The 25,929-nt window shown below is 29.9% G+C and carries 19 protein-coding genes and 2 pseudogenes; 19 read left to right on the top strand and 2 right to left on the bottom strand.

Going from position 1 to position 25,929, the window contains the following annotated elements; all coding sequences use genetic code 11:
• The first annotated feature begins 86 nt into the window (after positions 1–86).
• The 11 genes and pseudogenes from B5S50_RS06590 (at position 87) to B5S50_RS06540 (ending at position 11,751) form a co-directional block, all read left to right on the top strand.
• Entirely contained in the window at positions 87–1,103 is a 1,017-nt protein-coding gene (locus tag B5S50_RS06590; protein WP_217303404.1) for an alpha-hydroxy-acid oxidizing protein, read from the top strand.
• Between the two features lie 809 nt (positions 1,104–1,912).
• A complete protein-coding gene (locus B5S50_RS06585; RefSeq protein WP_217303403.1) occupies positions 1,913–2,602 on the top strand; it encodes a hypothetical protein in 690 nt (229 codons plus the stop codon).
• Between the two features lie 446 nt (positions 2,603–3,048).
• Positions 3,049–3,390: a PadR family transcriptional regulator gene (locus B5S50_RS06580; RefSeq protein WP_217303402.1), complete on the top strand. Its 342-nt coding sequence runs from the start codon at positions 3,049–3,051 to the stop codon at positions 3,388–3,390.
• A 36-nt stretch (positions 3,391–3,426) separates the two neighbouring features.
• Positions 3,427–4,425 (top strand): permease prefix domain 1-containing protein, encoded by a 999-nt coding sequence (locus B5S50_RS06575; RefSeq protein ID WP_217303401.1) that lies wholly within the window; start codon positions 3,427–3,429, stop codon positions 4,423–4,425.
• Between the two features lie 686 nt (positions 4,426–5,111).
• Positions 5,112–5,681 carry an alpha/beta hydrolase gene (locus tag B5S50_RS06570; protein ID WP_217303400.1) on the top strand — a complete coding sequence of 190 codons (570 nt, stop codon included), beginning with the start codon at positions 5,112–5,114 and terminating at the stop codon, positions 5,679–5,681.
• Positions 5,682–6,263: 582 nt separating this feature from the next.
• Positions 6,264–6,986, top strand: a pseudogene (gene tyrS / locus B5S50_RS06565) (tyrosine--tRNA ligase); the annotation flags it as partial.
• A gap of 142 nt (positions 6,987–7,128) precedes the next feature.
• Positions 7,129–7,470: a PadR family transcriptional regulator gene (locus B5S50_RS06560; RefSeq protein WP_217303399.1), complete on the top strand. Its 342-nt coding sequence runs from the start codon at positions 7,129–7,131 to the stop codon at positions 7,468–7,470.
• Between the two features lie 36 nt (positions 7,471–7,506).
• On the top strand, positions 7,507–7,713 hold the full coding sequence (locus tag B5S50_RS06555; protein WP_254306724.1) for a permease prefix domain 1-containing protein: 207 nt from the start codon (positions 7,507–7,509) through the stop codon (positions 7,711–7,713).
• Between the two features lie 89 nt (positions 7,714–7,802).
• The gene (locus B5S50_RS06550; RefSeq protein WP_217303398.1) at positions 7,803–9,029 is read left to right on the top strand and encodes an IS256 family transposase; all 1,227 of its coding nucleotides are present in this window, start codon (positions 7,803–7,805) and stop codon (positions 9,027–9,029) included.
• 268 nt (positions 9,030–9,297) lie between these two features.
• Complete coding sequence (locus B5S50_RS06545) at positions 9,298–10,035, top strand: hypothetical protein (RefSeq protein WP_254306723.1); 738 nt, start codon at positions 9,298–9,300, stop codon at positions 10,033–10,035.
• A 468-nt stretch (positions 10,036–10,503) separates the two neighbouring features.
• Positions 10,504–11,751: a leucine-rich repeat domain-containing protein gene (locus B5S50_RS06540; protein WP_217303397.1), complete on the top strand. Its 1,248-nt coding sequence runs from the start codon at positions 10,504–10,506 to the stop codon at positions 11,749–11,751.
• Between the two features lie 122 nt (positions 11,752–11,873).
• On the opposite strand, the gene B5S50_RS06535 is transcribed toward B5S50_RS06540, so the two are convergent.
• Positions 11,874–13,334, bottom strand: a complete 1,461-nt coding sequence (locus B5S50_RS06535) for an aminotransferase class I/II-fold pyridoxal phosphate-dependent enzyme (protein ID WP_217303396.1) — start codon at positions 13,332–13,334, stop codon at positions 11,874–11,876.
• Between the two features lie 264 nt (positions 13,335–13,598).
• Between B5S50_RS06535 and B5S50_RS06530 the strand changes: the two genes are divergently transcribed.
• Both B5S50_RS06530 and B5S50_RS06525 read left to right on the top strand, forming a co-directional pair.
• The gene (locus B5S50_RS06530) at positions 13,599–15,326 is read left to right on the top strand and encodes a phospho-sugar mutase (protein ID WP_217303395.1); all 1,728 of its coding nucleotides are present in this window, start codon (positions 13,599–13,601) and stop codon (positions 15,324–15,326) included.
• Positions 15,327–15,349: 23 nt separating this feature from the next.
• Positions 15,350–16,432 carry a tetratricopeptide repeat protein gene (locus tag B5S50_RS06525; protein WP_217303394.1) on the top strand — a complete coding sequence of 361 codons (1,083 nt, stop codon included), beginning with the start codon at positions 15,350–15,352 and terminating at the stop codon, positions 16,430–16,432.
• Between the two features lie 296 nt (positions 16,433–16,728).
• On the opposite strand, the pseudogene B5S50_RS06520 reads toward B5S50_RS06525, so the two are convergent.
• A pseudogene (locus B5S50_RS06520) lies at positions 16,729–18,073 on the bottom strand (transposase).
• Positions 18,074–18,246: 173 nt separating this feature from the next.
• Between B5S50_RS06520 and galU the strand changes: the two are divergent.
• The 6 genes from galU to B5S50_RS06490 all read left to right on the top strand — a co-directional run bounded on the left by galU (position 18,247) and on the right by B5S50_RS06490 (position 25,924).
• Positions 18,247–19,164 (top strand): UTP--glucose-1-phosphate uridylyltransferase GalU, encoded by a 918-nt coding sequence (gene galU, locus B5S50_RS06515; protein ID WP_217303392.1) that lies wholly within the window; start codon positions 18,247–18,249, stop codon positions 19,162–19,164.
• A 239-nt stretch (positions 19,165–19,403) separates the two neighbouring features.
• Positions 19,404–21,242, top strand: a complete 1,839-nt coding sequence (locus B5S50_RS06510) for a nucleoside-diphosphate sugar epimerase/dehydratase (protein WP_217303391.1) — start codon at positions 19,404–19,406, stop codon at positions 21,240–21,242.
• A gap of 18 nt (positions 21,243–21,260) precedes the next feature.
• Entirely contained in the window at positions 21,261–22,442 is a 1,182-nt protein-coding gene (locus B5S50_RS06505) for a glycosyltransferase (RefSeq protein ID WP_217303390.1), read from the top strand.
• A gap of 7 nt (positions 22,443–22,449) precedes the next feature.
• Positions 22,450–23,562, top strand: coding sequence for a glycosyltransferase (locus B5S50_RS06500; protein WP_217303389.1), 1,113 nt, complete (start codon positions 22,450–22,452; stop codon positions 23,560–23,562).
• A gap of 32 nt (positions 23,563–23,594) precedes the next feature.
• Complete coding sequence (locus B5S50_RS06495; RefSeq protein WP_217303388.1) at positions 23,595–24,596, top strand: glycosyltransferase family 2 protein; 1,002 nt, start codon at positions 23,595–23,597, stop codon at positions 24,594–24,596.
• A 38-nt stretch (positions 24,597–24,634) separates the two neighbouring features.
• Positions 24,635–25,924, top strand: a complete 1,290-nt coding sequence (locus B5S50_RS06490; RefSeq protein WP_013240042.1) for an O-antigen polymerase — start codon at positions 24,635–24,637, stop codon at positions 25,922–25,924.
• Positions 25,925–25,929 lie beyond the last annotated feature (5 nt).

The raw sequence follows: 25,929 nt of genomic DNA, 5'->3' as shown, positions 1-25,929 counted from the left end.
AAAATGAGTTATTTTTAATAAAATATTACTTGAAAGGGGTGAAGAACTGCTAAATATTAAGAAATTTAATATTTGGCGGCATTATTATGAATTATAAAGATGTATTAAAAAATGCAAGGGAAAATTTAAATGGAAGCTGCAGGGTATGCCCTGCCTGTAATGGAAACGCCTGTGCTGGAGAAGTGCCAGGTATGGGAGGAAAGGGAACAGGAGATTCTTTTAAAGAAAATTTTAATTCTCTGAGCAAATGTAAATTAAATATGAGAGTTATACATGATGCTAAAGATCCTGACACCTCAATAGAGTTATTTGGAAAAAAGATGGACATACCTGTTTTTGCAGCACCTGTATCAGGAACTACTTTGAATATGGGTGGAAAGTTTACTGAAGAAGAGTATATTTCCTCGGTTATAGGAGGATGTCTGGATGCAGGAATATATCCTATGGTAGGAGATACAGCAGTAGATTCTTTTCTTATAACTAATCTTGAAAAGCTTAAAGAATTTAATGGAGAAGGTATAGCTGTAATAAAACCTTGGGAAAATAAAAATGTTATAAGTAAAATAAAACTTGCTGAAAAAGCAGGAGCTTTTGCAGTAGGTATGGATATAGATGCTGCAGGATTAATAACTTTAGCACTTCATGGAAAACCTGTAGGGCCTAAGACTTTGGAAGAAATAAAAGAAGTTGTGGAAAGTACAAAACTTCCCTTTATATTAAAGGGAATAATGACTCCAGATGAAGCAGAACTTGCAGTTAAAGCTGGAGTAAGTGCCATAGTTGTTTCAAACCATGGTGGAAGAGTTTTAGATCAAACTCCTGGAGTGGCAGAGGTACTTCCAGAGATAGCTAAGGCGGTTAAAGGCAAGGTTACAATACTTGCAGATGGAGGTGTGAGAAGCGGTGTGGATGTACTTAAAATGCTTGCATTAGGAGCAGATGCCGTACTTATAGGAAGACCTTTTGTAACTGCATCTTTTGGAGGTGCGAGAGAAGGAGTAAAATCCTATGTAGAAAATTTGAAGAGTGAACTAAAGTCAGCTATGGTTTTGACAGGTTGTAAGTCTGTTAAAAATGTAGATGGTAGAATACTTTATCAATGAATCTTACTTAGTGGGAAAAGCAGATATCCCAAATCTTTGATTTGGTGATAGTCCCTTTCTCTTTAGAGTTTTGTTTCTCCCACTAAGTTTAGATGAATTATCTAGGGGCGTAGCTATTGTTAGCTCCCACTTTGATAGAAGTGGGAGTGTTACAGTAGGTAGCCATCAGATAAATAGAATCTAAGCAAAAAATCAATTTATACTACGGATATTTTTTACAACCTTCAGTTCATTAAATATTTTGATAAGTCTAAGTAAAAAATTCTAAAAAAGCTAAGAACTTTTGAAAACTCGTACCTCACACAATTCAAAAGTTCTAAGTTTTTACGAATTTTTTCCTAAGACTTATATGCAAAATATTTAAAAGAACTTCATTATTGTAAAAATATGGCTGCGTATAAGTTGATTTTTAAGTTAGAAAGCATTTGTAATATATTTAATGAATTTCTCATGTTTAAACGTATTGTTTGTAAAAGTTAAATTGTATCATATGTTGGTAAATTTCATCATCATATTTTCTTAATATAAGTCAACTTTTAGTTATATAAATCTATTTCAAATATGAAACATTTATGAAGTATATTATATGCTTAACTTTTACAGTTTGAATATTATACGACAACATCCATAAATCTAAATATATGGATGTTCTTTGACAATTGAATAATGCAGTAAATTTGTAGAATAATACTATTTTACGTTTATTAAAAAAGTATGCAATATTTGACATATAAGTATATTATAATTATCATAAAGTTAAAACATAGTTTATTATGAATTAAAGTTTTCTTTATGGGAGGGTATATCAAATGAAAAAAATACAAAAACAATCAAGTAAATTAATTTTAATTATAATAACATTTGTATTTGTTATTATAGGTAGTAAAGTATATGCATTACAAATTACAGATAACAGAGTAGTAGATAAAAATAAAAATTGGATTGTAAAATTCTCAGATAATATCTGCTTAGATGATTTAACTAAAAATTCAATAGCAATAAAGGACGTAAATGGCAATTCATTAAATTTAAACATTAGATTGTGTGACGATGGCAAAAGTATTTTAATTGCTCATCCATATGAAGGATATACACCTGGAGATTATACCTTATATTTAGGAACAAATATACATTCATTAAGCGATAAAAAACTAAAAAAACAACAAGTTTTACATTTTGGAGTGCCAAGTTTACCTATTGAGGAGAGTAATGTTGACAAAGTAATGTTATATGGGAAAAGTGGAGAAAAGTGTATACCTAAAGACGAACAAGTAAAGATTATAGAATTATTAAATAGTATAAAAGTATATGATTATTTTGATTATGCAGCTGCTTTTCATTCATGGGCGCCACCTATGTCTGCAATAGAGGTATATACAAAAAATAATAATAATATTGAAATTACGGATGGAGGATCTAATGATAGTATTTGTATAAACTATGAATATTATGCTAATCAACCAGAATTAAAACAAATATTAAGCGAATGTTGTAAGTAAACTGGGTTTTATAATTTAAAATTCACACCATCTATTTTGCTTTTTATAATTATTAAGAAACGTAATATTCTATAGAACATTGTATTATTCAAATTTGAATTTTATAGTGCTTTTTTTATTCGTAAATCAAATATTATGTTGATGTATTAAAAATTTATGATAGATAGATTTTTAATTATAAAGAAGTAAAGGATGCCTATGAACGCATCGAAAAATATATACGTAAAACACCATTAGAGAAATCCTATTATTTAGGAGATAAAAATAGAAAATATTTCTTTAAACTGGAGTTTTTTCAAAGAGCAAAAAGCTTTAAAATTCTGGGTGCGTTAAATAGAATATGGAAATATTAACACAAACTACTTTACATTATGCAGTAGTTTGTGTTAATATAAAAATGTACTTCATTATATGAAGTAATTCCTATTATAAAGATGAGGTGTGGAATGGAATTTGAAAAGGAAGTTTTAAAAGGATATATAGACACAATGATACTGTCAGTTCTGTATGAAAAGGATATGTACGGTTATGAAATATCAAAGAGAATTAAAGAAAAGTCTAATGATGAATTTCAAATGAAAGAAACTACACTATATGTATGTTTAAAAAGATTAGAAAAGAAAAATTACATTGAAGGTTACTGGAATGATGAAAAAAATACTGGTGGAGGAAGAAGGCGTTACTATAAAATTTTAGAAGAAGGAAAAAGGTTTTTTAAAGAAAAGACGAAAGAATGGAAGGCATTACAAAAGATAATGAACCGTTTCGTTTTAGATACTGATGAGTAAAGAGTTGATTCAAATTAAGTTTGGGAGGGGAAGGTCATGGACAGAATTAATAACTACATTAAGCAAATTTATAAAAGCTTTAATAATAAAGATAAAGATGTTAAGATATTAAAAGAAGAAATGAAAACTCACTTGAATGAAAGAACAAAAGAACTTCAGAATAAGGGATTAAATGAAGATGATAGTATTGATATTGCTATAAAAGAGTTCGGACCAGTAAAGGAAGTAGATGCTGAATTATCATTAATTATTTCAAAACAGAAAAAGTTTTGGAAGTGTTTGTTTTTATGTGCTATAATTATTTACTTAATTGGTGCTGCACTAGGGTTAACATATAATAAAAATGAGATTACTTTTTCTAAAAACGGTTTTGGTACCCACTACTATAAACAGTCTTCCTATATAGTTAAGTATGAGCTGCAGGATATTTTAAAAAGTGAAGATAGTTTTAGTAAAGACACTGAAAAAAAAATAACTGAAAAACTTGATAAATTTAATTCTCAAAACAATAATGGTATTTATTATTGTTCTGTATGGAAAGATCATAAAAAATTATTTTCATACAATAAAGAAAATGAAATTCCAAGTAAAGAAAATGAAATTCCAATGTCAGAAAAGTATACTAATTTGTCAACACCCTTTATCTATGCTAAGGATCAAAAAACTTTAAAATATAGTGTTAATTTCAAGTTTACAAAGAGTCAATATACGCTAGATTTTAAGGGAGCGGTTGAGTATCAGAATTTGTATGATAAGAGTATTTGGAGTAAATTTAGAAATTATAGCTATATCTTATACCTTGCATCATGGATAGTATTTGCTATAGCATTTTTAGGCATAATTTATTCAGAAAAAAAATTACCTATATTTTTTATAGTATTAGTTTTTCTAGAAACTGGGGGTTTATTTTATCTACTCTTTGATAAACATGGTTTGGTTGAATTTATGTCAAGATTCACCATAGCAGCAATACTTATTACTGGATTAATATCTGCAATCTTATATAAAAAGATAAATTCAAGGCAAGTATTTTAGGTTTATGAATTTATGGTATATTAAGTTAAGTATGAGCAACTTTTAAATGATTATTTCAAACAATATTATATTGTTATTTTGCTTAGCTTAGTTATCGGAAACAAGGCGCATTACTTGTTAGTGCGCCTTGTTTCAATACATTGATTATTTTAATTTTATGGTAAACTTAGAAGTATCATATAATTTATAAAAGTCTTCTAGATTTGATGTACCTATTTTGTATTTTTTATCCTTAGAGACACCTTTAAAATACATTATAAAGTCATGCTGATTTGATGGATTTATGTTAGTATTATATCTATTTTCACTGAGTATACTTTTATTAGTTTGTTCATCTAATAAAAGTAATTTTTGTGATTGCTCAATAGGTATTTTTATAGATTATATTGTATAGTTATTTCTAAGACTTTTATACAAAATATTTAAAAGAACTTCATCATTGTAAAGATATGACTGTGCATAAGTTGATTTTTTAATTTAGAATATCCATATAGGTTTTCAAAATGCCAAGCTCTAGATTTATTAAAAAATTTTTCAAACGTAATTTCAATTTTGTCATCATATTTTCCGAATATAAGTCAGTTTTTAGTTATATAAATTTATTTCAAATATAAAACATTAATAAATTGAAAATAATAAATAATTATGAAGTAAAAATTATCTATATAATTAGGAGAAATAATAAAATGAAAAGTACTAATATTTATGTTATTCATGGTTATACATCTTCCAATCAAGCAGAGTGGTTTCCATGGCTAAAAGAACAGTTTAAAAATAGTCCTGTTAAAATTCATATTCCTAACATGCCTGATTCGGATAATCCTCATCTTGAACCCTGGCTTAAACATCTTCGTAAAAATGTTTTGGATATTGATGAAAATACGATATTTATTGGTCATAGTCTGGGATGTGTTACGGCACTTCGCTATATTCTTGAAAAAAACATAAAAATTAAAGGTGCAATACTTGTTTCAGGTTTCATAAATGAAAATCCCATGGAGAAACAAACAGAAGGCCTACAAGAATTTGTAGATGGACCACTTGACATTGCAAGAATAAAAAGTCTAGTTCAATCAAGAATTGTTATTACTGCAAAAGATGATGATATTGTTCCAACCAAAGCAACACAAAAATTAGCCAAAGAGTTAGATGCAAATCTTATGATCCTTTCATCAGGAAAGCATTTTATTGCTCGTGATGGATATATTGACTTTCCTGTTTTATTGAATGAAATCCAGAATTTAATTAATGCTTAATATTCTCATTGTAAATTTTAGGGTCGGTGTGATTATATTCATAATATTTTTATTTTATAAGTGATCATTTAAATGAAAGTATATAGTAGAAATTGACTTGCATTAGATTTAAGTGATACAATATAAGCTAAATATTTAAAACTGCGATGAGAAGAAGTAGAAATCATAAGTTTTCAACAGAAAGCTACCGGTTGATGAGAGGGGTAGAAAACAGATTTTGGAATACATCTCTGAGTGGTACACTGAAAAGATTTATCCGATGGCTACCAGCCGTAATACCCCCATCTTCTTATAAAGTGGGGGATAACGGCTGCTACGCACCTGGATAACAATTTCTAAGTTTCAGATGGAGAAAAAAACTCCACCTGAAACCAAGAACTCTGTTTATATCTTAGTAGGCTGTTGCCGGGTGCGACCGTTATATCGCTAGGGTATAAGCCTTTTGTGCCGTACCCGATGAGGTTTATACAGTGATGTATAAATAAATTTTGAGGTGGTAACACGTGAGTAAAACTCCCGTCCTTTGCGTAATGCAGCGGACGGGAGTTTTTAATTTTTTGTTTATAAGAAAGGATGACAGAAATGAAAGATTTTGAAGAACAGTTTAAAATTATTATGAAAGGTGTAAGTCAGGTTGTGAGCGAAAAAAATTTAAAACAAAAGCTGGAGAAAAGTGTGTCCTCAGGAATACCTCTTAGGATTAAACTTGGACTTGATCCTTCTGCACCAGATATACACCTTGGTCATGCAGTTGTACTTAGAAAAATCAAACAAATGCAAGATTTAGGACATCAAGCAGTAATCATAATTGGTGATTTCACTGGCAAAATTGGTGATCCTTCAGGAAAAAGCAAAACCCGCAGACAATTGACAACGGAGCAGGTGATTGAAAATGCTAGGACCTATGAAAAACAGGTATTTAAAATACTTGATAGAGATAAAACAGAAGTTAGGTTTAATAGCGAATGGTTATCTAAACTTAATTTTGAAGATGTGTTAAAGCTTGCTGGAAAAGTTACTGTTGCAAGAATACTAGAAAGAGATGATTTTGAGAAAAGATATAAAAACAATAAACCTATAGGATTACATGAATTTTTTTATCCATTGATGCAAGCATATGACTCTGTGGCGGTAAAGGCAGATATTGAAATGGGTGGCACAGATCAAACCTTCAATGTTTTAATGGGTCGTACACTACAAGGAGATTATAGCCAGGAAAGTCAAATAGCTTTATTTATGCCTTTACTTGAAGGCACAGATGGTGTTGAAAAAATGAGTAAAAATTTAGGAAATTATATTGGAATATGCTAGGATGATATTTCAATTTTGTCATAATAATAAGTGGAAATATTATCATAAACTACTTTACATTATGCAGTAGTTTGTGATAATATAAAAATGTACTACATTATATGAAGTAATACTTATTATAAAGATGAGGTGTGAAATGGAATTTGAAAAGGAAGTTTTAAAAGGATATATAGACACAATGATACTATCAGTTCTGTATGAAAAGGATATGTACGGTTATGAAATATCAAAGAGAATTAAAGAAAAGTCTAATGATGAATTTCAAATGAAAGAAACTACACTATATGTATGTTTAAAAAGATTAGAAAAGAAAAATTACATTGAAGGCTACTGGAATGATGAAAAAAATACTGGCGGGGGAAGAAGGCGTTACTATAAAATTTTAGAAGAAGGAAAAGGGGTTTTTAAAGAAAAGACAAAGGAATGGAAGGCATTACAAAAGATAATGAATCGTTTCGTTTTAGATACTGATGAGTAAAGGGCTGATTCAAATTAAGTTTGGGAGGGGAAGGTCATGGACAGAATTAATAACTACATTAAGCAAGTTTATAAAAGTTTTAATAATAAAGATAAAAATGTTAAGATATTAAAAGAAGAAATGAAAACTCACTTGAATGAAAGAACAAAAGAACTTCAGAATAAGGGCTTAAATGAAGATGATAGTGTTGATATTGCTATAAAAGAGTTTGGACCAGTAGAGAACGTACCTAGATTTGTGTAAATCAAATCTAGGTACGTTCTTTTTATGTATGGAGAAATGGTAATAGTGGTAATAATAAGTATAAATAATTTTTGAGAGGAGATCTAAACATGAATATACTGGAAGTGCCAGACATTGATTTAAAAAAGGAATTAAAGAAGTGTAATAGTATGGAGGACTTAGTAGGCAAAAATGGACTTATGCAAAGGCTATTTGGAGGTATAATACAGCAGTTTTTAGAGGCAGAAATGGAAGAACATCTCGGAAGGGAAAAATATGCAAGGCTCCCTGATGAAGATAAAGACTATAGAAATGGATACAGTTCTAAAAACATTAGAACCAGTTTTGGCCCGGTTAAAGTAGATGTACCAAGAGATAGAAAGTCTGAGTTCGAACCTAAGATAGTCAAGAAATATGAAACTGTCTGTAATGAACTTGATAAGAAAGTTATAGGTTTATATGCACGGGGTATGTCTGTAGATGATATAAAATCAGAGATAGATGAACTTTACGGAGTAGATATATCCCCTGCAATGATATCCAAAATTACAGATAAGGTCATGGATACAGCACTAGCATGGCAAAATAGAGCCCTTGATCCAATGTATCCTATAGTATATATGGATGCCTTATATTTTAAAGTCAGAGATGAACATAGAATTGTAAATAAGGCTGCCTATGTTTGTATGGCACTTGATGTGAAAGGCCATAAAGACATACTTGGAATATGGGTTGGGGAACAGGAAGGAGCAAAATATTGGTTATCTGTATGCAATGATCTTAAAAACAGGGGTGTTAAAGATATTTTAATAGCCTGTATGGACGGACTTAAAGGACTTCCAGATGCAATTAAAGTAGTTTTTCCTGAAGTTAACATACAGAATTGTATAATACACCAGATAAGAAATTCTATAAAATATATACCATCAAAGAATGTTAAGGCTTTTATGAAGGATTTAAAAGAAGTATATAAGGCTGTTAATGAAACAATGGCAAGTCAGGCATTACAATCACTGAATGATAAATGGGGAGATAAGTATCCTATAGTTTTACAGTCATGGCAAAATAACTGGGAAAATCTATCTACATATTTTGATTTTCCTCAAGATATAAGAAAAATAATATATACAACTAACGCTCTGGAAGGTTTCAACAGGCAGCTTAGGAAATTCACTAAGATAAGGACAGTATTTCCTACAGACGATTCCCTTCTAAAAGCTCTATACCTGGCCACCGAGCAGATAATGCTAAAATGGACGTCACCTTCTGCAAACTGGGCAAATACACTGGCTCAATTAACCATAATGTTTAAAGATAGAATAGAGCCGTATATATAAAGATAAAGCCTGTACTATTTTGTATAAAGATGAATAATAATAGCATTATTGCTAACAATACTATTATTAGAAAGCTAAACCACACTATTATTAGTTATTTCCTAAAAAATAAAAATTACTACAAGAACTTAATCCTATAGTAATTTCCAAATAAATTTTATCCCATCTATTCTATTTTACACAAACCTATGGATGTTCCCGACCAGTAAAGGAAGTAGACGCTGAATTATCATTAATTATTTCAAAACAAAAAAAGTTTTGGAAGTATTTGTTTTTATGTGCTATAATTATTTACTTAATTGGTGCTGCACTAATCTTATCATTTAATAAAAATAATATTATTTTTTCTAAAAACGGTGCTGGTACCCACTACTATAAACAGTCTTCCTACATAATTAAGTTTGAAATAGAGGATATTTTAAAAAATGAAGATAACTTTAGTAAAGACACTGAAAAAAAAATAACTGAGAAACTTGATAAATATAATTCTAAAAACAATAATGGTATTTATTATTGTTCTGTATGGAAAGATCATAAAAAATTCTTTTCATATAATAAAGAAAATCAAATTCCAACGTCAGAAAAGGATACTGGTGCTGAAACATCCTTTGTCTATGCTAATGATGAAAAAACTTTAAAATATAATGTTACTTTCAAGTATACAAGAAGTCAAGATGAACTAGATGATAAAGGAATGGCTGAGTATGGAGATTTGTTTGGGAAAAGCACTTGGAGTAAATTTGAGCATTATGGATATATATTATACTTTGTATCATGGATAGTATTTGCTATAGCATTTTTAGGCATAATTTATTCAGAAAGAAAATTACCTATATTTTTTATAGTATTAGTTTTTTTAGAAACTTGCGGTTTATTTTGCATACTCTTTGATGATAAACATGGTTTGTATATATTTATGTCAAGATCCACCACAGCAGCAATACTTATTACTGGATTAATATCTGCAATCTTATATAAAAAGATAAATTCAAAGAAAGTATTTTAAATTTGTTAATTTATGGTAGATAGACTTTCTTTTTATCTGATGGCTACCTACTGTAACACCTCCACGTACACAGCGAAAGCGATTATCAAAGTTGGAGGTATTAGAACTCTTGAGCTTCAGCAATTTAAAGTTATTATGCTATGCATAACATTAGCTATACCACTAGATAACTCATCTAAACTTAGTGGGAGAAACAAAACTCTAAAGAGAAAGTGATTCACTTTAAGTCAAACATTTAAGTTCTCTGCTTTTCCCACTAAGTAAGATTCATTGATACATAAAGATAAGCAAGTTGATTTATAAAACAACTAGTATGACAATAATAAAGCTGAATTTAATAATTTTATTATTTCTAAAATATATGAGAGTATTTTACAATACAGTGTTAAATAATAAAAACCTTCTCTTATTATATAGAATATAATTTACAAAAAAGGTATAATAATCTATAAGAGGGAGATGTATAAATTGAAAAATAAGTTTATAATGGTATCTTTTTTATGTGTTTTTATATTATTTTCGCCTAGTGTAAAAGCAGCTAATTTTATTAATAATCAAACAGTAGTTTCAAGCAAAACTTGGACAATTAAATTTACAGATAATATTGGGTTTGACGATGTAACTAAGCAGGGTATAACTGTTACAGACGGCTCAGGTGATGTCCTAAATGTAGGTATTCATTTAGGACAGGATGGAAAAACAGTTATAGTAACAGCTCCAAAAGGTGGATATACATCAGGAGAAAGCTACATATTGAATATTGGTAATAAAGTACACTCTACTAAAGGGAAGGTATTGAAGAATGAATACAAGCTACATTTTAGTGTTAAAAATAACACTAATAGTGATAATATAGTAACTTTCAAAGATAAAAAATTGGAACAATTAATAAGAAATAAAATAAGTAAATTAACTGGAGATATTTATAAAAGTGATATTAAAAAAATAACAGAATTAAATATAAGATATTGCGGAATTCAAGATATTAGTGGAATAGAGAAACTAACTAATTTGCAAGAACTTAATTTGAGTGGCAATGACATTCGTTGTATAGATGTATTAAAGAATTTAACTAATTTAAAACGACTTATTTTGTCTGATAATCCAATTAGTGGTACAGATATACGATCTTTAGAAAATGCTTTACCTGGATGCGAGATTATTGATATGGTTGTAGCTAAAAAACCTAATATATATTTATATCCAGAGAAAACGGAAGAATTATCAGTAAATGTTACACCTAAAGGTAAGATAATTAAATCAATTCCGAAATATAATGCAGGATGGAAAATAACAGTTGACCCAAGTGGAAAGATTGACAATACTTATGATTTTTTGTTTTATGAAGCTTCACTTAATTATAAATTTACCTTAAATAAAGGATGGATCATAAATGAAGGTAATTTTAATGAAGAAATGAATAACATATTGACTTCCATAGGTTTAAATTCAAAAGAAAAAGTAGATTTTATTGAATATTGGTCAAAAGAGTTGAAATGGAAAAGCAGTAGATATGCAGCATATTATCTTGATCCGAAAGAAATAAATGAAGCAATTAAACTTAATTTATCTAAGAAACCTGATTCAATTTTGAGAGCTTATTTCTATTTTGTACCCCTTAATAATAATGAAAATTTAGACATTAAGAAACCAAAAATAAATAAATTTAAGCGTAATGGATTCACGGTTGTTGAATGGGGGGGAATTTGCAAATAATATTTCTAACTAAAAATTGAACTTATACTTAGGGATATGCTGACAAAATTAAAAGTTTTTATTGTAATGAAATTTGTCAGCATATCTCGTGGTATATTTTAATTTTTTGTTTGAGAAATATATTATTTTACTACTTTGATATACTCTACTTCAGGATCTTCTGTACCTTGAACATACAATCCAGTATCTTTTAGTTCTTGTACGTAGTCTACAATTTCTTTTGTTATTTCCTCGCCGGGGCAAAGTACTGGTATTCCAGGAGGATATGCCATTAAAAATTCTCCACTTATCATGCCTATACTGTCTTTTAATAGTACTGGCGTTTTTTCAGAATTAAAGGCATCTCGTGGAATCTCTAATTGTCTTGGTATAGGAGGTATATCCAGAAAATCTGATTTCCTATATCCTCTCCCATAGTATTCTGTGCTTACTTCCTCTAGTGCATTTATAAGAGCATCTATACTTTCTTTAGTATCTCCAAAAGAACCAACAGCTAAAATATTATATAAATCTGAGAGTTCCATTTGTATATGATACTTATTTGATAAAATCATATCTAAGTCATAACCTGTAATACCCAAATCTCTACAGGTTATGGTTATTTTGGTAGGATCAAGGGACACTACGCCAGGATTGCCAACTATTTCTTCCCCAAAACAGTAGAATCCTGGGATATTGTTGATTTTATACCTGGCATAACTTGACAGATCAATAGCTTTATCCAGCAGTTCTTTCCCATGGAGAGCTATTTGTCTCCTGGCACAATCCAGTGAAGCCATTAAAACATAAGAAGGTGAAGTTGTTTGCAGTAGAGATAAAACTTGTTGAACCCTGTGTATATCGATACGTTCTGAACGAACATGAAGCAGTGAACACTGAGTCATAGCTCCTATTATTTTATGAGTACTTTGGGAACACATATCGGCACCAACTTGCATAGCTGATATTGGTAAATTATCATTAAAACCAAGGTGTGGTCCATGGGCCTCGTCTACAATTAAAGGAATATCATAACTGTGTACTATATCTGATATTTTCTTAATGTCTGCAGCTACTCCATAATAGGTAGGGTTTATAATTAAAACAGCCTTTGCATCAGGATTTTGTTTTAAAGTATCCTCTACGGTTTCAGAAGTAACACCATGGGCAATTCCTATTGTTTTATCTAGTTCAGGCTGCATATATACAGGTATTGCACCACTTAATATAATTCCAGCAGTAACCGATTTGTGAACATTTCTTGGAATTATTATTTTATCTCCTGAATTCACTACAGATATAATCATGGTTTGTATAGCTCCGGATGTTCCATGCATTGAAAAAAAAGCGGCATCAGAGCCATAGGCATCTGCAGCTAATTGTTGTGCCTTTTTTATTGGACCAGTAGGATGGTGAAGACTATCCACTAATTTAAATACGGTAACGTCAATTTTAAAGGGATTTTCCCCCATAAAATTTTTAAACTCTTCGTCTATACCATTCCCTTTTTTATGACCTGGTACATGAAAAGGGATGGTATTCCTATTTACGTATTCCATTAATGCGTCAAACAGTGGAGTTTCACTTTGATCTAATTTATACACCTTGATAAAGCACCTTCCTTCATAAAAAATACCCTTTAATTCTTGGAATTAAAGGGATAATCATACTTAGCAAAAACTAATATCATTATATGTTAATTCACGTAGAGATTCAATAATACCAATTTATATAAATAAATTAACCTAAAATTAAGAAATAAGTTATATATATATATTATGAGGTAAAAATATGGTTGTATACATGTTTTTAGATATAGTTTATAGTATAATAGTAAATGTTAAATATTGCATATAGGAGGTAAAGATATGTATAGAGAAAAATATGAATATTGGTTGAGTTCACCTTATGTGGATGACGATGGAAAAATAGAACTAAAAAATATAGAGGATGAAAAGGAAATAGAAGATAGATTTTATAAGGATTTGGAGTTTGGTACAGGAGGTCTTAGAGGCGTAATAGGTATAGGCACCAATAGAATGAATATATATACTGTGGGAAAAGCTACAGAAGGATTATCAAAATATCTTATAAAAAAGTATAATACAAATATTTCCGTATGCATAGCTTATGATTGCAGAATAATGTCCAAAGAATTTGCACAGGCTGCTGCAAGTAATTTATGTGCGAATGGTATAGAAGTAAATCTTTTTAAAACTCTTCATCCAACACCAATGCTCTCCTATGCGGTAAGAGAACTTAAAAGTAAGGCAGGTGTTGTTATAACAGCATCTCATAACCCAAAGCAATATAATGGATATAAGGTATATGGGGAAGATGGTGGACAGGTAACAGATGATTTTGCAAATGAAATACTATCTTGTATAGAAAGTATCAGTGATTTTTCAGAAATAAAACATATGGATTTAAAAGAAGCTGAAAACAAAGGTATACTTCATATGTTGGGAGAAAATATAGATAAATCCTATATAGAGAAGGTAAAGAACCTTGCTATAAGGAAAGATCTTATACAGTCGCATGCAAAAGATTTAAAAATAATATATACTCCACTGCATGGAACTGGTAATATTCCAGTGAGAAGGGCGCTTAAGGAACTTGGATATGAAAATGTGAATATAGTAAAAGAACAGGAAAGCCCAGATGGGAGTTTTCCAACAGCAGAATATCCTAATCCAGAAGATCCTAGAGTTTTTAAACTGGCTTTAGATATGGCACAGGCTATAAAGCCAGATATAATATTTGGAACAGATCCAGATTGTGATAGAATAGGGATAGTAGTGAAGAATGTAGAAGGCCAGTATAAAACACTTACTGGAAATCAAGTAGGTGTTCTTTTAACCCATTATATTCTTTCATCCTTAAAGGAAATTGATAAATTGCCGAAAAATGGTGTTGTGGTAAAAACTATAGTAACTACGGAGATGGTTCAAGATATAGCAAAAGAATATGGAGTAGAATTAGTAAATGTGTTAACTGGATTCAAATATATAGGAGAAAAAATAAAAGAATTTAAAAGCAAGGAAAATAAAGAGTATATATTTGGATTTGAAGAAAGCTACGGCTATCTGGCAGGAGATTTTGTAAGAGACAAGGATGCTGTAATTGCAGCTACGCTTATATGTGAAATGACGCTGTACTATAAAACGAAGGGCATGAGTCTTTACGAGGCTCTATTAAATCTGTATAAAAAATATGGATTTTATAAAGAAAAATTGATTTCAGTAGAACTTAAAGGAAGAGAAGGTCACGAAAAAATAGAAAAAATTCTCCAGTACATGAGGCATTCCATGAAAAGAACACTTGGTGATGCAAAAATAGTTAAAAAATTAGACTATAAGTTAAGTGTAGAAAAAGATTTAATAAATATAAATGAAAATATAATACATTTACCTAAGTCAAATGTGCTGAAATTTATTATGGAGGATAAGTCTTGGTTTGTAGTTAGGCCTTCGGGAACGGAACCTAAAATAAAAATTTATCTTTCAATAATAGGAAACAGCTTGAAAGATGCTGAAGAAAAAATGAATGTATTTGAGAAAAGAGTTATGAAAATAATAGACGATGTAAATTGCTAATAAATTGTGTAGGTGGTAAATTAATGGATATAAAATCACATTTTGCAGAAAAATTATCTAAATTATTATTTGTAGAAGTAAATGAAAAAAGTTTAGAAAAAATATTTAAAGTTACTTTCCCAGAATATATATATTTGCCTTTAAGTTCTAAAAATATAGTTGACAATGTTAAAATTAAAAACAATATGGATAGAATACCAATAGGGTATTTTATTGAAGGCATGTTTTACGTATTAGGTGCAGATGAAAATTTTAAGTTTAGCAAGCAGTATAAGAGCATAATAACCGGAAATAATGAATACATTAGATTTATAAAAGGTATAATAGCAAAGAATGTTAAAAATAAAGAATATGAAGATGCCTATATATTATTAAAAGGGTTATCTACTATGGAAGATTCTATAGAAATATATGACAAACTTATAGCTATGGTAGATGAGATTAGAAAAACCAACAAAATATATAAGGAAGAGGAATTGCAAATATTAAAAAGAGCCGAATCCAAAGAAAATTATGCACTGCCATATCTTTATGAATCCCTTATTAAAAGAGAAGAGGGAGATTATGAAAAAGCATTGTTTTATATAAATAACTATGTAGGAAAAGGCGGAAAAGAAACCTTAGAAATAACAGATATGAAAGAAGAACTTAAATCTATTGTACACTATGACAGGGGAAAAGAGCTTTTAGAAGATAATCCTGAAGAAGCATTAAAATTGTTAATACCTCTTATGGATACTTTTGGAGATAATGCTTCCTTGTATTACTACATAGCAGTTGGATATAGAAAACTAGAAAATTATGAAAAGGCAATTTATTACTTAAACGATGCACTTAATATAGACAGCAGTATAGTAGAAATTGTAAATGAAATGGGCATAAATTATGCATCTATTGGAGACTATGAAAAGGCTATAGCTTATTTGAGAAAAGCATTTGAAGCCACTAGATCCGTAGAAATATGCACTAATCTTATAATGTGCTATTTGGACTCTGGAAATTTACAAGATGCAAAAAAACATCTGGAAATCGCAAAGAAAATAGATCCTAAAGATGAAGTAGTCATTGAAATAGATAACTTTATTAAGAAGATTGAAAAAAAGTAATCCTATGTAACATGATAGGTAATTGCGAAACTCGCTAATAAAAATGAATAAAAGATGTTTAGAAGTTGCAAAAGTATTGTTAGAAGTTTAAAGACAAATTTTTATGATTTGAAATAGCCATATTGATAAAAAAGGGCGCACGAAATAAAGCAAAGTTGGGTTTCTATTTTTTACAAATAAAATTTATGCAATTAATGGTTTTAGGCTTCTAATATATTCATTTTTATGTATTTTATTTGCTACAATAACTGTTATTAGCTGAGTTATACCGGCTAGAAGTAAGTCAGAATGAAGCGTTAGCTCATTTTGTGTCTTACGATCCGCAACGCAATAACTGCCTTTGAAATGGTTGATGTTTTTCTCGACAGCAGTCCTGATTTTATAAGTGTTTTCCCATTGGAGAGTTCCACGAGTAGTTCCAGGATATGCACGAAGATTCTTTTCAGGATAAATGTAAAACATTCTGCCGCAAGAAGATTTTGTACATGGATTTTCACATAGAGTTACACGTTTGCTCTTTTTAGTTTTTTTATTGTATACCCATTTCATTTTGGGACATACGAATTTCATTGATGGAATTCCAGAACGTAAGTGTGTTTTACTGCCTTCTCGTTTCATTGGAAGCGAATGGTCATAAGGACAGCATGGAATACCATTTTCATTTAAAGGGCAGTCGAATTCTTTTGATGCAAGTTTAGTTTTTAATGGAATGAATGCCTTTTCAAATTTCAAATCATGCAAAAGGTATCGATAAATCAGAATGCTGTCAAAAGCAGCATCACCTAAAAAGATTTTTGGATTTATCAAAGGATGTTTTGCAAAGAAATCCATAAGAACAGGTATAAGAGCTTTAGAATCAGCAAGAGATTTATCTTCATCCGGTGAATCAGATTTTTTCTCAATAACAATATCAGGATGTGCTTTTAGAAAATCCTGATTGTAAAATGAAATATCTCTTACAATACCAAGTCCGTTGGTTACAATGCCAAATTTAAAAGCATAGCAAAAATGACCGTTAATGTACATTTGTTGAATGGCCGGATTAGCTGAAGCGTGTGGAGGCATAGAACCATAGGCAGCTTTATAAGGATCATAAGAATCATCTAAAGCATGTACTTTCTTAAAAGTCTTAAGCTGTTTTATGATGCGGTTAGCATACTTAGGGTTGTTTTCAGTAACAAAAGCTTCGATACCAGAAGTATCAAAAATAGTCATAGAAGCAAGTTTGGGGTCAATTTGCTGGCATATTGGTTCAGTAATATCAACGAGATTATCAAATATCAATTGTAAGTCCAGAATAAAATCCTGTTTAAAACGTGTGAATTTAGAAGCATCAGGGACTTTAAGGAAACCGCAGAAATCCCTTAACTCTTGAGAATATTTAAGAAAAATAATCAAAAGGGAATCCGTAGGAATAGAAAAAATGTGCTGCAAAATCAAAGCACAGAGCATGGCGTAAAGACTGTATTTACGGGGCCTTCCAGTAGAAGCATAAAAATGATTTATGAAGGAAGCAGGGATTAAATCATCAAGGTTAATAGTATTTTCAAGTAAAGAAAGAAACTGAGGCTTGTTATTTTCAAATTTTTCTTTGCAATCAGAAAAAATATCTGCCAAAGAAAGCTGTTTATATGGTATCATAAATATATAACTCCTTTCTGAGGTATATGGTGATTTTGTTTCTTTGCAATTCAATTTTACCATAAATCAGTGAGGAGTTATTTTGTTTTGTAACAAAAAATACACCGCATTTATACGGGTTGTAGCGTTTCGCAAACGCCTAATGTAACATGAATGTGAAAGGAGATTTTAAGGTGAATGTAAAAAAAGCTATAATACCAGCTGCTGGACTTGGAACAAGATTTTTGCCTGCTACAAAGGCCCAACCTAAGGAAATGCTGCCTATAGTAGATAAGCCTACCATCCAATATATTATAGAAGAAGCAGTAGCATCTGGAATAGAAGAAATTTTAATAATAACAGGAAAAAATAAAAGGGCAATAGAAGATCACTTTGATAAATCCGTAGAATTGGAACAGGAACTGGAGAATAAAGACAAGAAAGATCTTTTGAAAATGGTACAGGATATATCAAATATGGCAGATATATATTACATAAGACAGAAGGAACCTAAGGGTCTTGGACATGCAATAAGTTGTGCAAAAACTTTTGTTGGAAATCAACCTTTTGCGGTAATGCTCGGTGATGATGTGGTAGATAGTAAAGAACCTTGCCTAAAACAGCTTATAAAATGCTATGATGAATATAAAACTTCAATTATAGGTGTACAGGAGGTTCCTAAAGAATACGTAGATAGATATGGTATAGTAAAAGGAATGTATATAGAAGATAAGGTATACAAAGTTAAAGATTTAATAGAAAAACCTAAAGTGGAAGAGGCTCCGTCTAATATAGCCATACTTGGAAGATATATAATAACACCATCTATATTTGAAATATTAGACAACACTACTCCAGGAAAGGGAGGAGAAATTCAACTCACAGATGCCCTGAGAACTTTAGCTCAAAATGAAGCTATGTATGCATATAATTTTGAGGGAAGAAGGTATGATGTGGGAGATAAACTTGGATTTTTACAAGCCACTGTGGAATATGCCTTGAAGAGAGATGAACTGAAAAAGCCTTTTATGAAATATCTTTTGGATTTAAAAGAACAAAAGATATTTAAAGAAGTTTATGATGATATAACTTCTAATTCTCATAACAAATAGAGTTTAATAAAGCTGCATCTATAATTTTAGAATTTATGTAAAATTATAGGTGCAATTTATTTAGTAACAAAAAATTAATTAATTTATCAATGCTACTGGTGAAATAGAACAGCAGTATTAAATTGTGTGATGTGTGACATTACCTGTTAAAAAATATGTTGAATAATTTTGTTTATGATGTAAAATAGATAAAGGGAGTTTTTATATAAAATTTTTACAATAATTTAGGAAGTGTTGAAATGCAAAAAGACAGAAAACTCATAGTATACGATATATTATTTCTTATAGGTTCCTTATATTTTGCCTTATTACTTAAATTTGATTTTAATATACAGCAGGAATATATAATATTTTTAAAAATTTCAGTTATTCCTATGGTAATTATAACTTTAGTATTTAACAAAGTTTTTAATTTATACGATAGTATATGGAAATATGCATCAGTAGAAGAGTTAATTTCTATTGTATATTCTGTTTCTGTATCAAATATTATATTTGTAATTTACAGCTATTTTATAAATTATAAATTTCTTGAAAATAGGTATTATAGATTTCCATATACTGTACATATAATTTTTTGGATATTATCTGTGCTAACCTTAGGTGGAATAAGATTTATATACAGGTTACTTCAAGATAAAAGCGTAGGACAATATAAAAAGATAAGAAATAAAAGACTTCTTATAATTGGTGCAGGAGATGCATCGGCAGTGCTCATAAAAGAGATAAAGAAAAATAGAAATTTTAATTATGATGTAGTTGGACTTGTAGATGATGATGAAACAAAAAGAAAAAAGTTGATAAATGGTATAAAAGTTTTAGGAGGAAGAGATGACATACCAAGAATATGCAAAGAAAGAAGCATAGAAGAAATAATAATTGCAATGCCTTCTGCAGATATCAAGACTAAAAGGGAAATCATAAATATATGCAAGAGTACAAAATGCAAGCTTAAAACTTTGCCTGGCATATATGAAATGATAGATGGAAATTTAAATATGAGCAAATTAAGAGATGTAAATATAGAAGATCTTCTTGGAAGAGACGAAGTTAAGCTTAACAATGAAAATATAAATAAGTACATAAAAGATAAGGTTATAATGGTCACAGGTGGTGGAGGATCTATAGGATCTGAATTATGCAGGCAGATAGCTAGATTTGGTCCAAAGCAACTTTTGATACTAGACATATATGAAAATAACGTTTATGACGTGCAGATGGAATTAAACTATAATTATTCAAAATTAAATAAAGCCATAATTATAGCTTCTATAAGAGATGAAGATAGATTAAGAAGTATATTTGATAAATACAGACCAGAAGTAGTTTTTCATGCAGCTGCTCATAAGCACGTTCCACTTATGGAAGGTAATCCGGCAGAAGCTGTAAAGAATAATATAATTGGTACCTATAATGTACTGAAATGTTGTAATGAATTTAAAGTGGATAAGTTTGTTCAAATAAGTACGGATAAGGCAGTTAATCCAACTAATGTTATGGGAGCTTCAAAAAGGTTTTGTGAAATTATGGTGCAGGCTTTTGATGAAGTTAGTGAGACTGAGTATGTAGCTGTAAGATTTGGAAATGTTTTAGGAAGTAATGGTTCGGTAATTCCACTTTTTAAAAAGCAAATAGCCCATGGGGGACCTGTTACGGTAACCCATCCTGAAATAAATAGATTTTTTATGACTATACCTGAAGCAGCACAGCTTGTAATTCAGGCAGGTGCCATAGCCCATGGTGGAGAAATTTTTGTACTTGATATGGGAAAACCCGTAAAAATAGTAGATCTGGCTAAGGATCTTATAACTTTATCTGGATATGAACCTGATGTGGATATAAAAATAGAATATACAGGTTTAAGGCCGGGAGAGAAATTATATGAGGAACTTCTTATGAATGAAGTAGCTTTAACTTCCACAGAACATGATAAGATATTTGTTGAAAAACCAGGTAAAATAGATATGACTTTTGTTGAGGAGTCTATAAAACAGTTTAGAGAAGTGGTAAATGAAGATAAAGAGGAAATAATCAAACTTATAGAGGAAAAAGTACCAACCTATAAGAGAAAAAAATAGCAAAAGGATGAATAAGCCATGAAGAATGTACTAGTTATTTCACATATGTATCCCTCATCTTCTAACAGCGTTTTAGGTATTTTTGTCCACAAACAAGTGCAAAAACTCATAAATGAAGGCTGTAGGGTAAAGGTTGTGTGCCCTGTTCCCTATGTACCAGCTTTTTTAGGGAACATAAAGAAGTATAAAGCCTACATTGATATTCCATCTAAAATGGTACTTGATGGTGTGGAAGTTTTTTATCCTAGATATATAGAATTTCCAGGAGGGTTATTCCTTCAATACTCAGGATTTTTTATGTACTTAGGTATAAGGAAAGTTATAAGCAAATTGTATAAAAAGTTTAAGTTCGATGTAATACATGCACATACAGCTATACCTGTAGGATTTGCAAGTATAAGTCTTAGTAAGAAGTATAAAGTGCCTTTTGTAGTGACAATTCATGGTCAAGATTTTCAATATACTATAAAAAAGAATAATATGTGTAGAAAAAATGTGACTAAAGTTTTGAAAAGTGCAGACAAAATAATAACTGTCAGTAATAAACTGAGAAATATTATAGAAAAGAAGGAACTTTTAGATAAAACAGTAGTAATAAATAATGGAATTAACCCAGAAGAATGTGTAGCAGATAAGCAGATTGAGCTAGAGGGAGATTATGTAATGCTCAGTGTGTCTGCGTTAATAAAGACAAAGGGAATAGATTTGAATATAAGAGCTGTCTCAAAGCTTGTAAATATATATCCTACTATAAAATATTACGTAATTGGCGATGGAGAGGAATACAGGAACTTAAAAAGGCTTGTAGATAATTTGAGTTTAAATAAAAATGTGATTTTTCTAGGAAAGTTACCTCATTCTCAAGTAATAAAATATATGTCCCCAAAATGTGATGTATTTGCACTTCCAAGTTGGCAGGAAGGTTTTGGAATAGTGTATATAGAAGCAATGAATAGTGGTATACCCGTTATAGGTGTTAAAGGTCAGGGAATAGAGGATGTTATTGTGGATAAAAAAAATGGATTTTTGGTTGAACCTCATGATTTAGATGATCTAGTTTGTACTATAGATTACATATTAAGTCATAAGGATAAGGCTAAAATTGTAGGTGAAAATGGGAAGAAAACAGTATTAAGTGAGTTTACCTGGCTTAGAAATGCTCAGAAAACTATTCATATATACAATGAGATTATGAGGTGAAAGAATATTGAATATTGCAATGATACTTACAAATGGATTTGATCCTGACCCCAGGGTATATAAAGAGGCGAAGTCTTTGACAAAACTTGGCCATAAAATTACTATATTATGTTGGGATAGGGAAGGAACTTATATTGATAAGCCTGAAGAAAATTTGAATGGTATAAAAATAATAAGATTTTTTGGAAATGCCCAGTATGGAAGTGGATATAAGCAGGCTTTTAAATTTTTAAATTTTAAAAAAGATGTATATAACTATTTAAAAAATAAAGATTTTCAGGCACTTCACTGCCATGACTTTGATGGACTTTTTATAGGTTTTGGTATAAACAAAAAACTTAAGTTAAAATTAATATATGACGAACATGATCTTTTTTATCTGTACTTTTATAACAGAAAAGGATTTTTAAACAAATGTATCTATAATTTAATAATTTTAATGGAAAGACATATGTTAAGAAAAGTAGATATTCACATAGTAGTTACCCCAAAAATGAAGGAAGTTTACAGTAAAATAAGTAAAAATATTTACATAGTGAACAATGCTCCTTATAAAAATCTATTTAATAATATAGAAAAAACGCCAAGTGATAAACTTAGAATTGGTTTTATAGGATCTGTCAGATATTATGATGAGATGAAAGCATTAATTGATGCTTCTCAAAAATATAGCAAGTTTGTGCAAATAGTTGTTTGTGGAAGGGGAATATACTCTGAAAAGCTTGCTGAATATTCAAAAAAATTTTCAAATGTAGATATAAAAGGAGCTTATCATATAGATCAATTAGAAGAACTTTACAGGAACATAGATGTAACTTATGCCTTTTATCCTGGAGATACGGCTACTATATCTATGCCAAATAAATTTTATGAAAGTATAATAACTGAAACTCCTGTTATTGCAAACAAGGTTACAGAATTTGGATATGAAGTTTGCAAAAACAATTTTGGATATGGAATAGATGGTGGTAATCTTAAGGATACACTAGAGCATATCATAGGAAAACTCATAGAAGATCGGGAAGAAAAGAAGAGCATAGTAGACAATATGAAAAGATTGAAGAATAATTATTTCTGGGAAGCCAATGGACCGATATTAAGTAAAATATATGAAAAGTAAACTACTTCCAGAAAACTGAGAGGAAGATTTGTATGTATAATAAGGATACAGTTTCAATAATAATTCCTGTGTACAATGAAGAAATACATATAGAAAAGTGCCTTAATTCTATAATAAATCAAACTTATGATAATATTATTGAAATATTGGTTTTAGATGGTATGTCTACTGATTCAACTAGAGATATAATAGGAAAATTTGAAAATGAGAAGATTAAAATAGTAGATAATCCCCAAAAAATACAATCTGCAGGCTTAAATAAGGGAATAAAAATGGCAGAAGGAGATATAGTTGTAAGAGTAGATGGTCATGCACTTTATGATAAAAATTATGTAAGTGAATGTGTAAGCACTTTAAATAAATTAAAATCACAAAATGTAGTAAATGTAGGAGGACCTACTTATCTTTTAACATCAAAATCTTATATAGAAAATTGTATTGTATTTTTACATGAAAGTAAATTTGGAATAGGTGTAGCTAAATTTAGACAGAAAGATTACCAGGGATTTGTAGATACGGTTTGGAATGGAGCTTTTTGGAGATGGGTATTTGATAAAGTAGGACTTTACAATGAAAGTTTAGCTAGAAGTGAAGACAATGACATGAATAATAGAATATTAAAAGCTGGATATAAAATATACCAGAATAAAGACATAATATCCTATTATAAACCAAGAAGTAGTGTAAAAAAGATAATATCTCAAAATTTTGCAAATGGGAAGGAAATTGGAGGTTCTTTAATTACGAACAGGGAAATAGTTAGAATAAGGCATCTTGTACCTTTAATTTTTCTTCTTACCATACTGCTGTTTGGTGCAACATATAGATTATTTTTACTCAGCAAAGTTATAGAAATTTTAGCACTGGGGAGTTATTTCCTTGTGGATATACTGGAATGTATAAAGATAGGTTCAAAGAATGGCATAAAGTATATGCCACTTATGTTTATATTATTTTTCTTGCTGCATATTGCCTATGGAGCAGGAACTGCAGTTGGATTTTTTAAATCACTTGTACTTGGTAGATCTAAATGATAAGTCATAAGTGATTAGTGAAAATAGGAGGTTTCTGGATGATACATAAAATTTACAATATGATAAATAAGGATAGCAAGATATTATCTATTATCCTATATTTATTCATAATAGCTGCACTAACATTTGGATATATACATTCAATAGAGTACTATAAATCTTTTAATTTTATAATAAATCAGGGTATTTTGAAAAGGTCACTTATTATGCTGCCTTTGTTTGTAGTTATAATATATACGGCTGTTTTTTTACTGCCTCATAGAATTGAAGAACTGACAAGTTTGTATTGGCTTTTGTTTTTAATTTTAAGTACTACACCACTTCTAATAGTATATATTATGAGCGGACTTGGAGATAGTAAAAATTCACCAGTATTTATATATACAATAGCTGCAGTAGGATTAATAGGAGTTTTGCTTACTAGTAAGTTTGATTTTAAAATACCTCAAATAAATATTAGTCCTAAAACTTTTTGGATAGGCTTAATAGCATTTATGGTAGTTGGCTATGGTTATATAATCTATAAGCTTGGAATGCCTACTAAAATAATTCAGGCTTTTAAAGATGTATATTCGGTAAGGCTGGATTACAGGGATCATGCAGGGAAATTTGTAGATTATTTTGTACAGTGGCTTGGAAATATAATAAATCCATTTATACTTGCATTTTTAATGTACAAGAGAAAATATAAACTTGTATTCATACCTTTTGTACTGCAGCTTGTGTTATATGGATATGCTGCATATAAGACTCAATTTGCAGTTCTACTCTTAGCACCGTTTTTTGGAATGATATTGAGATATGGAATAAAGAGAAGCTTTATAGAAAAAATAATGGCACTTGCCGTAGCACTTGGAATTGCAGCATTGTACCTAAAAAAATTATCAATATATTTACTCATAATAATAAGAGTGTTCTTATGGCCTTCACTTATAGCACTAGAGTATTTTGATTTCTTTTCTATGTACCCTAAGATGAAGTTAGCTCAGGGCATACTAGGACATTTCTTTAAAAATATATACAATATGGATCCTAATTTCTATATGGCTACAGTTTATTATGGAAGACCGGATATGAGGCTAAATGTAACCTGGTATGGGGATGCCTATATGAATTTTGGAATTATAGGTATAGTCATATTTGCAATACTGCTTTATTTTATAATGATAATCATAAGATCTGTAGAAAGCAAAAATATACTTTTAGTATCAACGCTTCTCTTTGGAGGCATAATGGCACTATTTAATGGGCCTATACTTACTACACTGCTCACTAGTGGATTGGGTCTTGGAGTACTTTTGGCATATTTGCTGCCTAAGGAAATATAATTAAT

It is taken from the genome of Clostridium sp. 001 (genome assembly GCF_019056555.1).
GTDB classification, from domain to species: domain Bacteria; phylum Bacillota; class Clostridia; order Clostridiales; family Clostridiaceae; genus Clostridium_B; species Clostridium_B ragsdalei.
The sequence above is the reverse complement of the archived record's forward strand: the minus strand, read 5'-3'. Positions and strand labels throughout refer to the sequence as shown.

Bases quoted from the DNA above. Each gene is read 5' to 3' on its own strand.
- B5S50_RS06530 (WP_217303395.1), top strand. From the start codon at position 13,599: ATGTATAGAGAAAAATATGAATATTGGTTGAGTTCACCTTATGTGGAT.
- B5S50_RS06585 (WP_217303403.1), top strand. From the start codon at position 1,913: ATGAAAAAAATACAAAAACAATCAAGTAAATTAATTTTAATTATAATA.
- B5S50_RS06555 (WP_254306724.1), top strand. From the start codon at position 7,507: ATGGACAGAATTAATAACTACATTAAGCAAGTTTATAAAAGTTTTAAT.
- B5S50_RS06505 (WP_217303390.1), top strand. From the start codon at position 21,261: ATGAAGAATGTACTAGTTATTTCACATATGTATCCCTCATCTTCTAAC.
- B5S50_RS06575 (WP_217303401.1), top strand. From the start codon at position 3,427: ATGGACAGAATTAATAACTACATTAAGCAAATTTATAAAAGCTTTAAT.
- B5S50_RS06495 (WP_217303388.1), top strand. From the start codon at position 23,595: ATGTATAATAAGGATACAGTTTCAATAATAATTCCTGTGTACAATGAA.
- B5S50_RS06490 (WP_013240042.1), top strand. From the start codon at position 24,635: ATGATACATAAAATTTACAATATGATAAATAAGGATAGCAAGATATTA.
- B5S50_RS06590 (WP_217303404.1), top strand. From the start codon at position 87: ATGAATTATAAAGATGTATTAAAAAATGCAAGGGAAAATTTAAATGGA.
- B5S50_RS06510 (WP_217303391.1), top strand. From the start codon at position 19,404: ATGCAAAAAGACAGAAAACTCATAGTATACGATATATTATTTCTTATA.
- B5S50_RS06560 (WP_217303399.1), top strand. From the start codon at position 7,129: ATGGAATTTGAAAAGGAAGTTTTAAAAGGATATATAGACACAATGATA.
- B5S50_RS06580 (WP_217303402.1), top strand. From the start codon at position 3,049: ATGGAATTTGAAAAGGAAGTTTTAAAAGGATATATAGACACAATGATA.
- B5S50_RS06550 (WP_217303398.1), top strand. From the start codon at position 7,803: ATGAATATACTGGAAGTGCCAGACATTGATTTAAAAAAGGAATTAAAG.
- B5S50_RS06570 (WP_217303400.1), top strand. From the start codon at position 5,112: ATGAAAAGTACTAATATTTATGTTATTCATGGTTATACATCTTCCAAT.
- B5S50_RS06525 (WP_217303394.1), top strand. From the start codon at position 15,350: ATGGATATAAAATCACATTTTGCAGAAAAATTATCTAAATTATTATTT.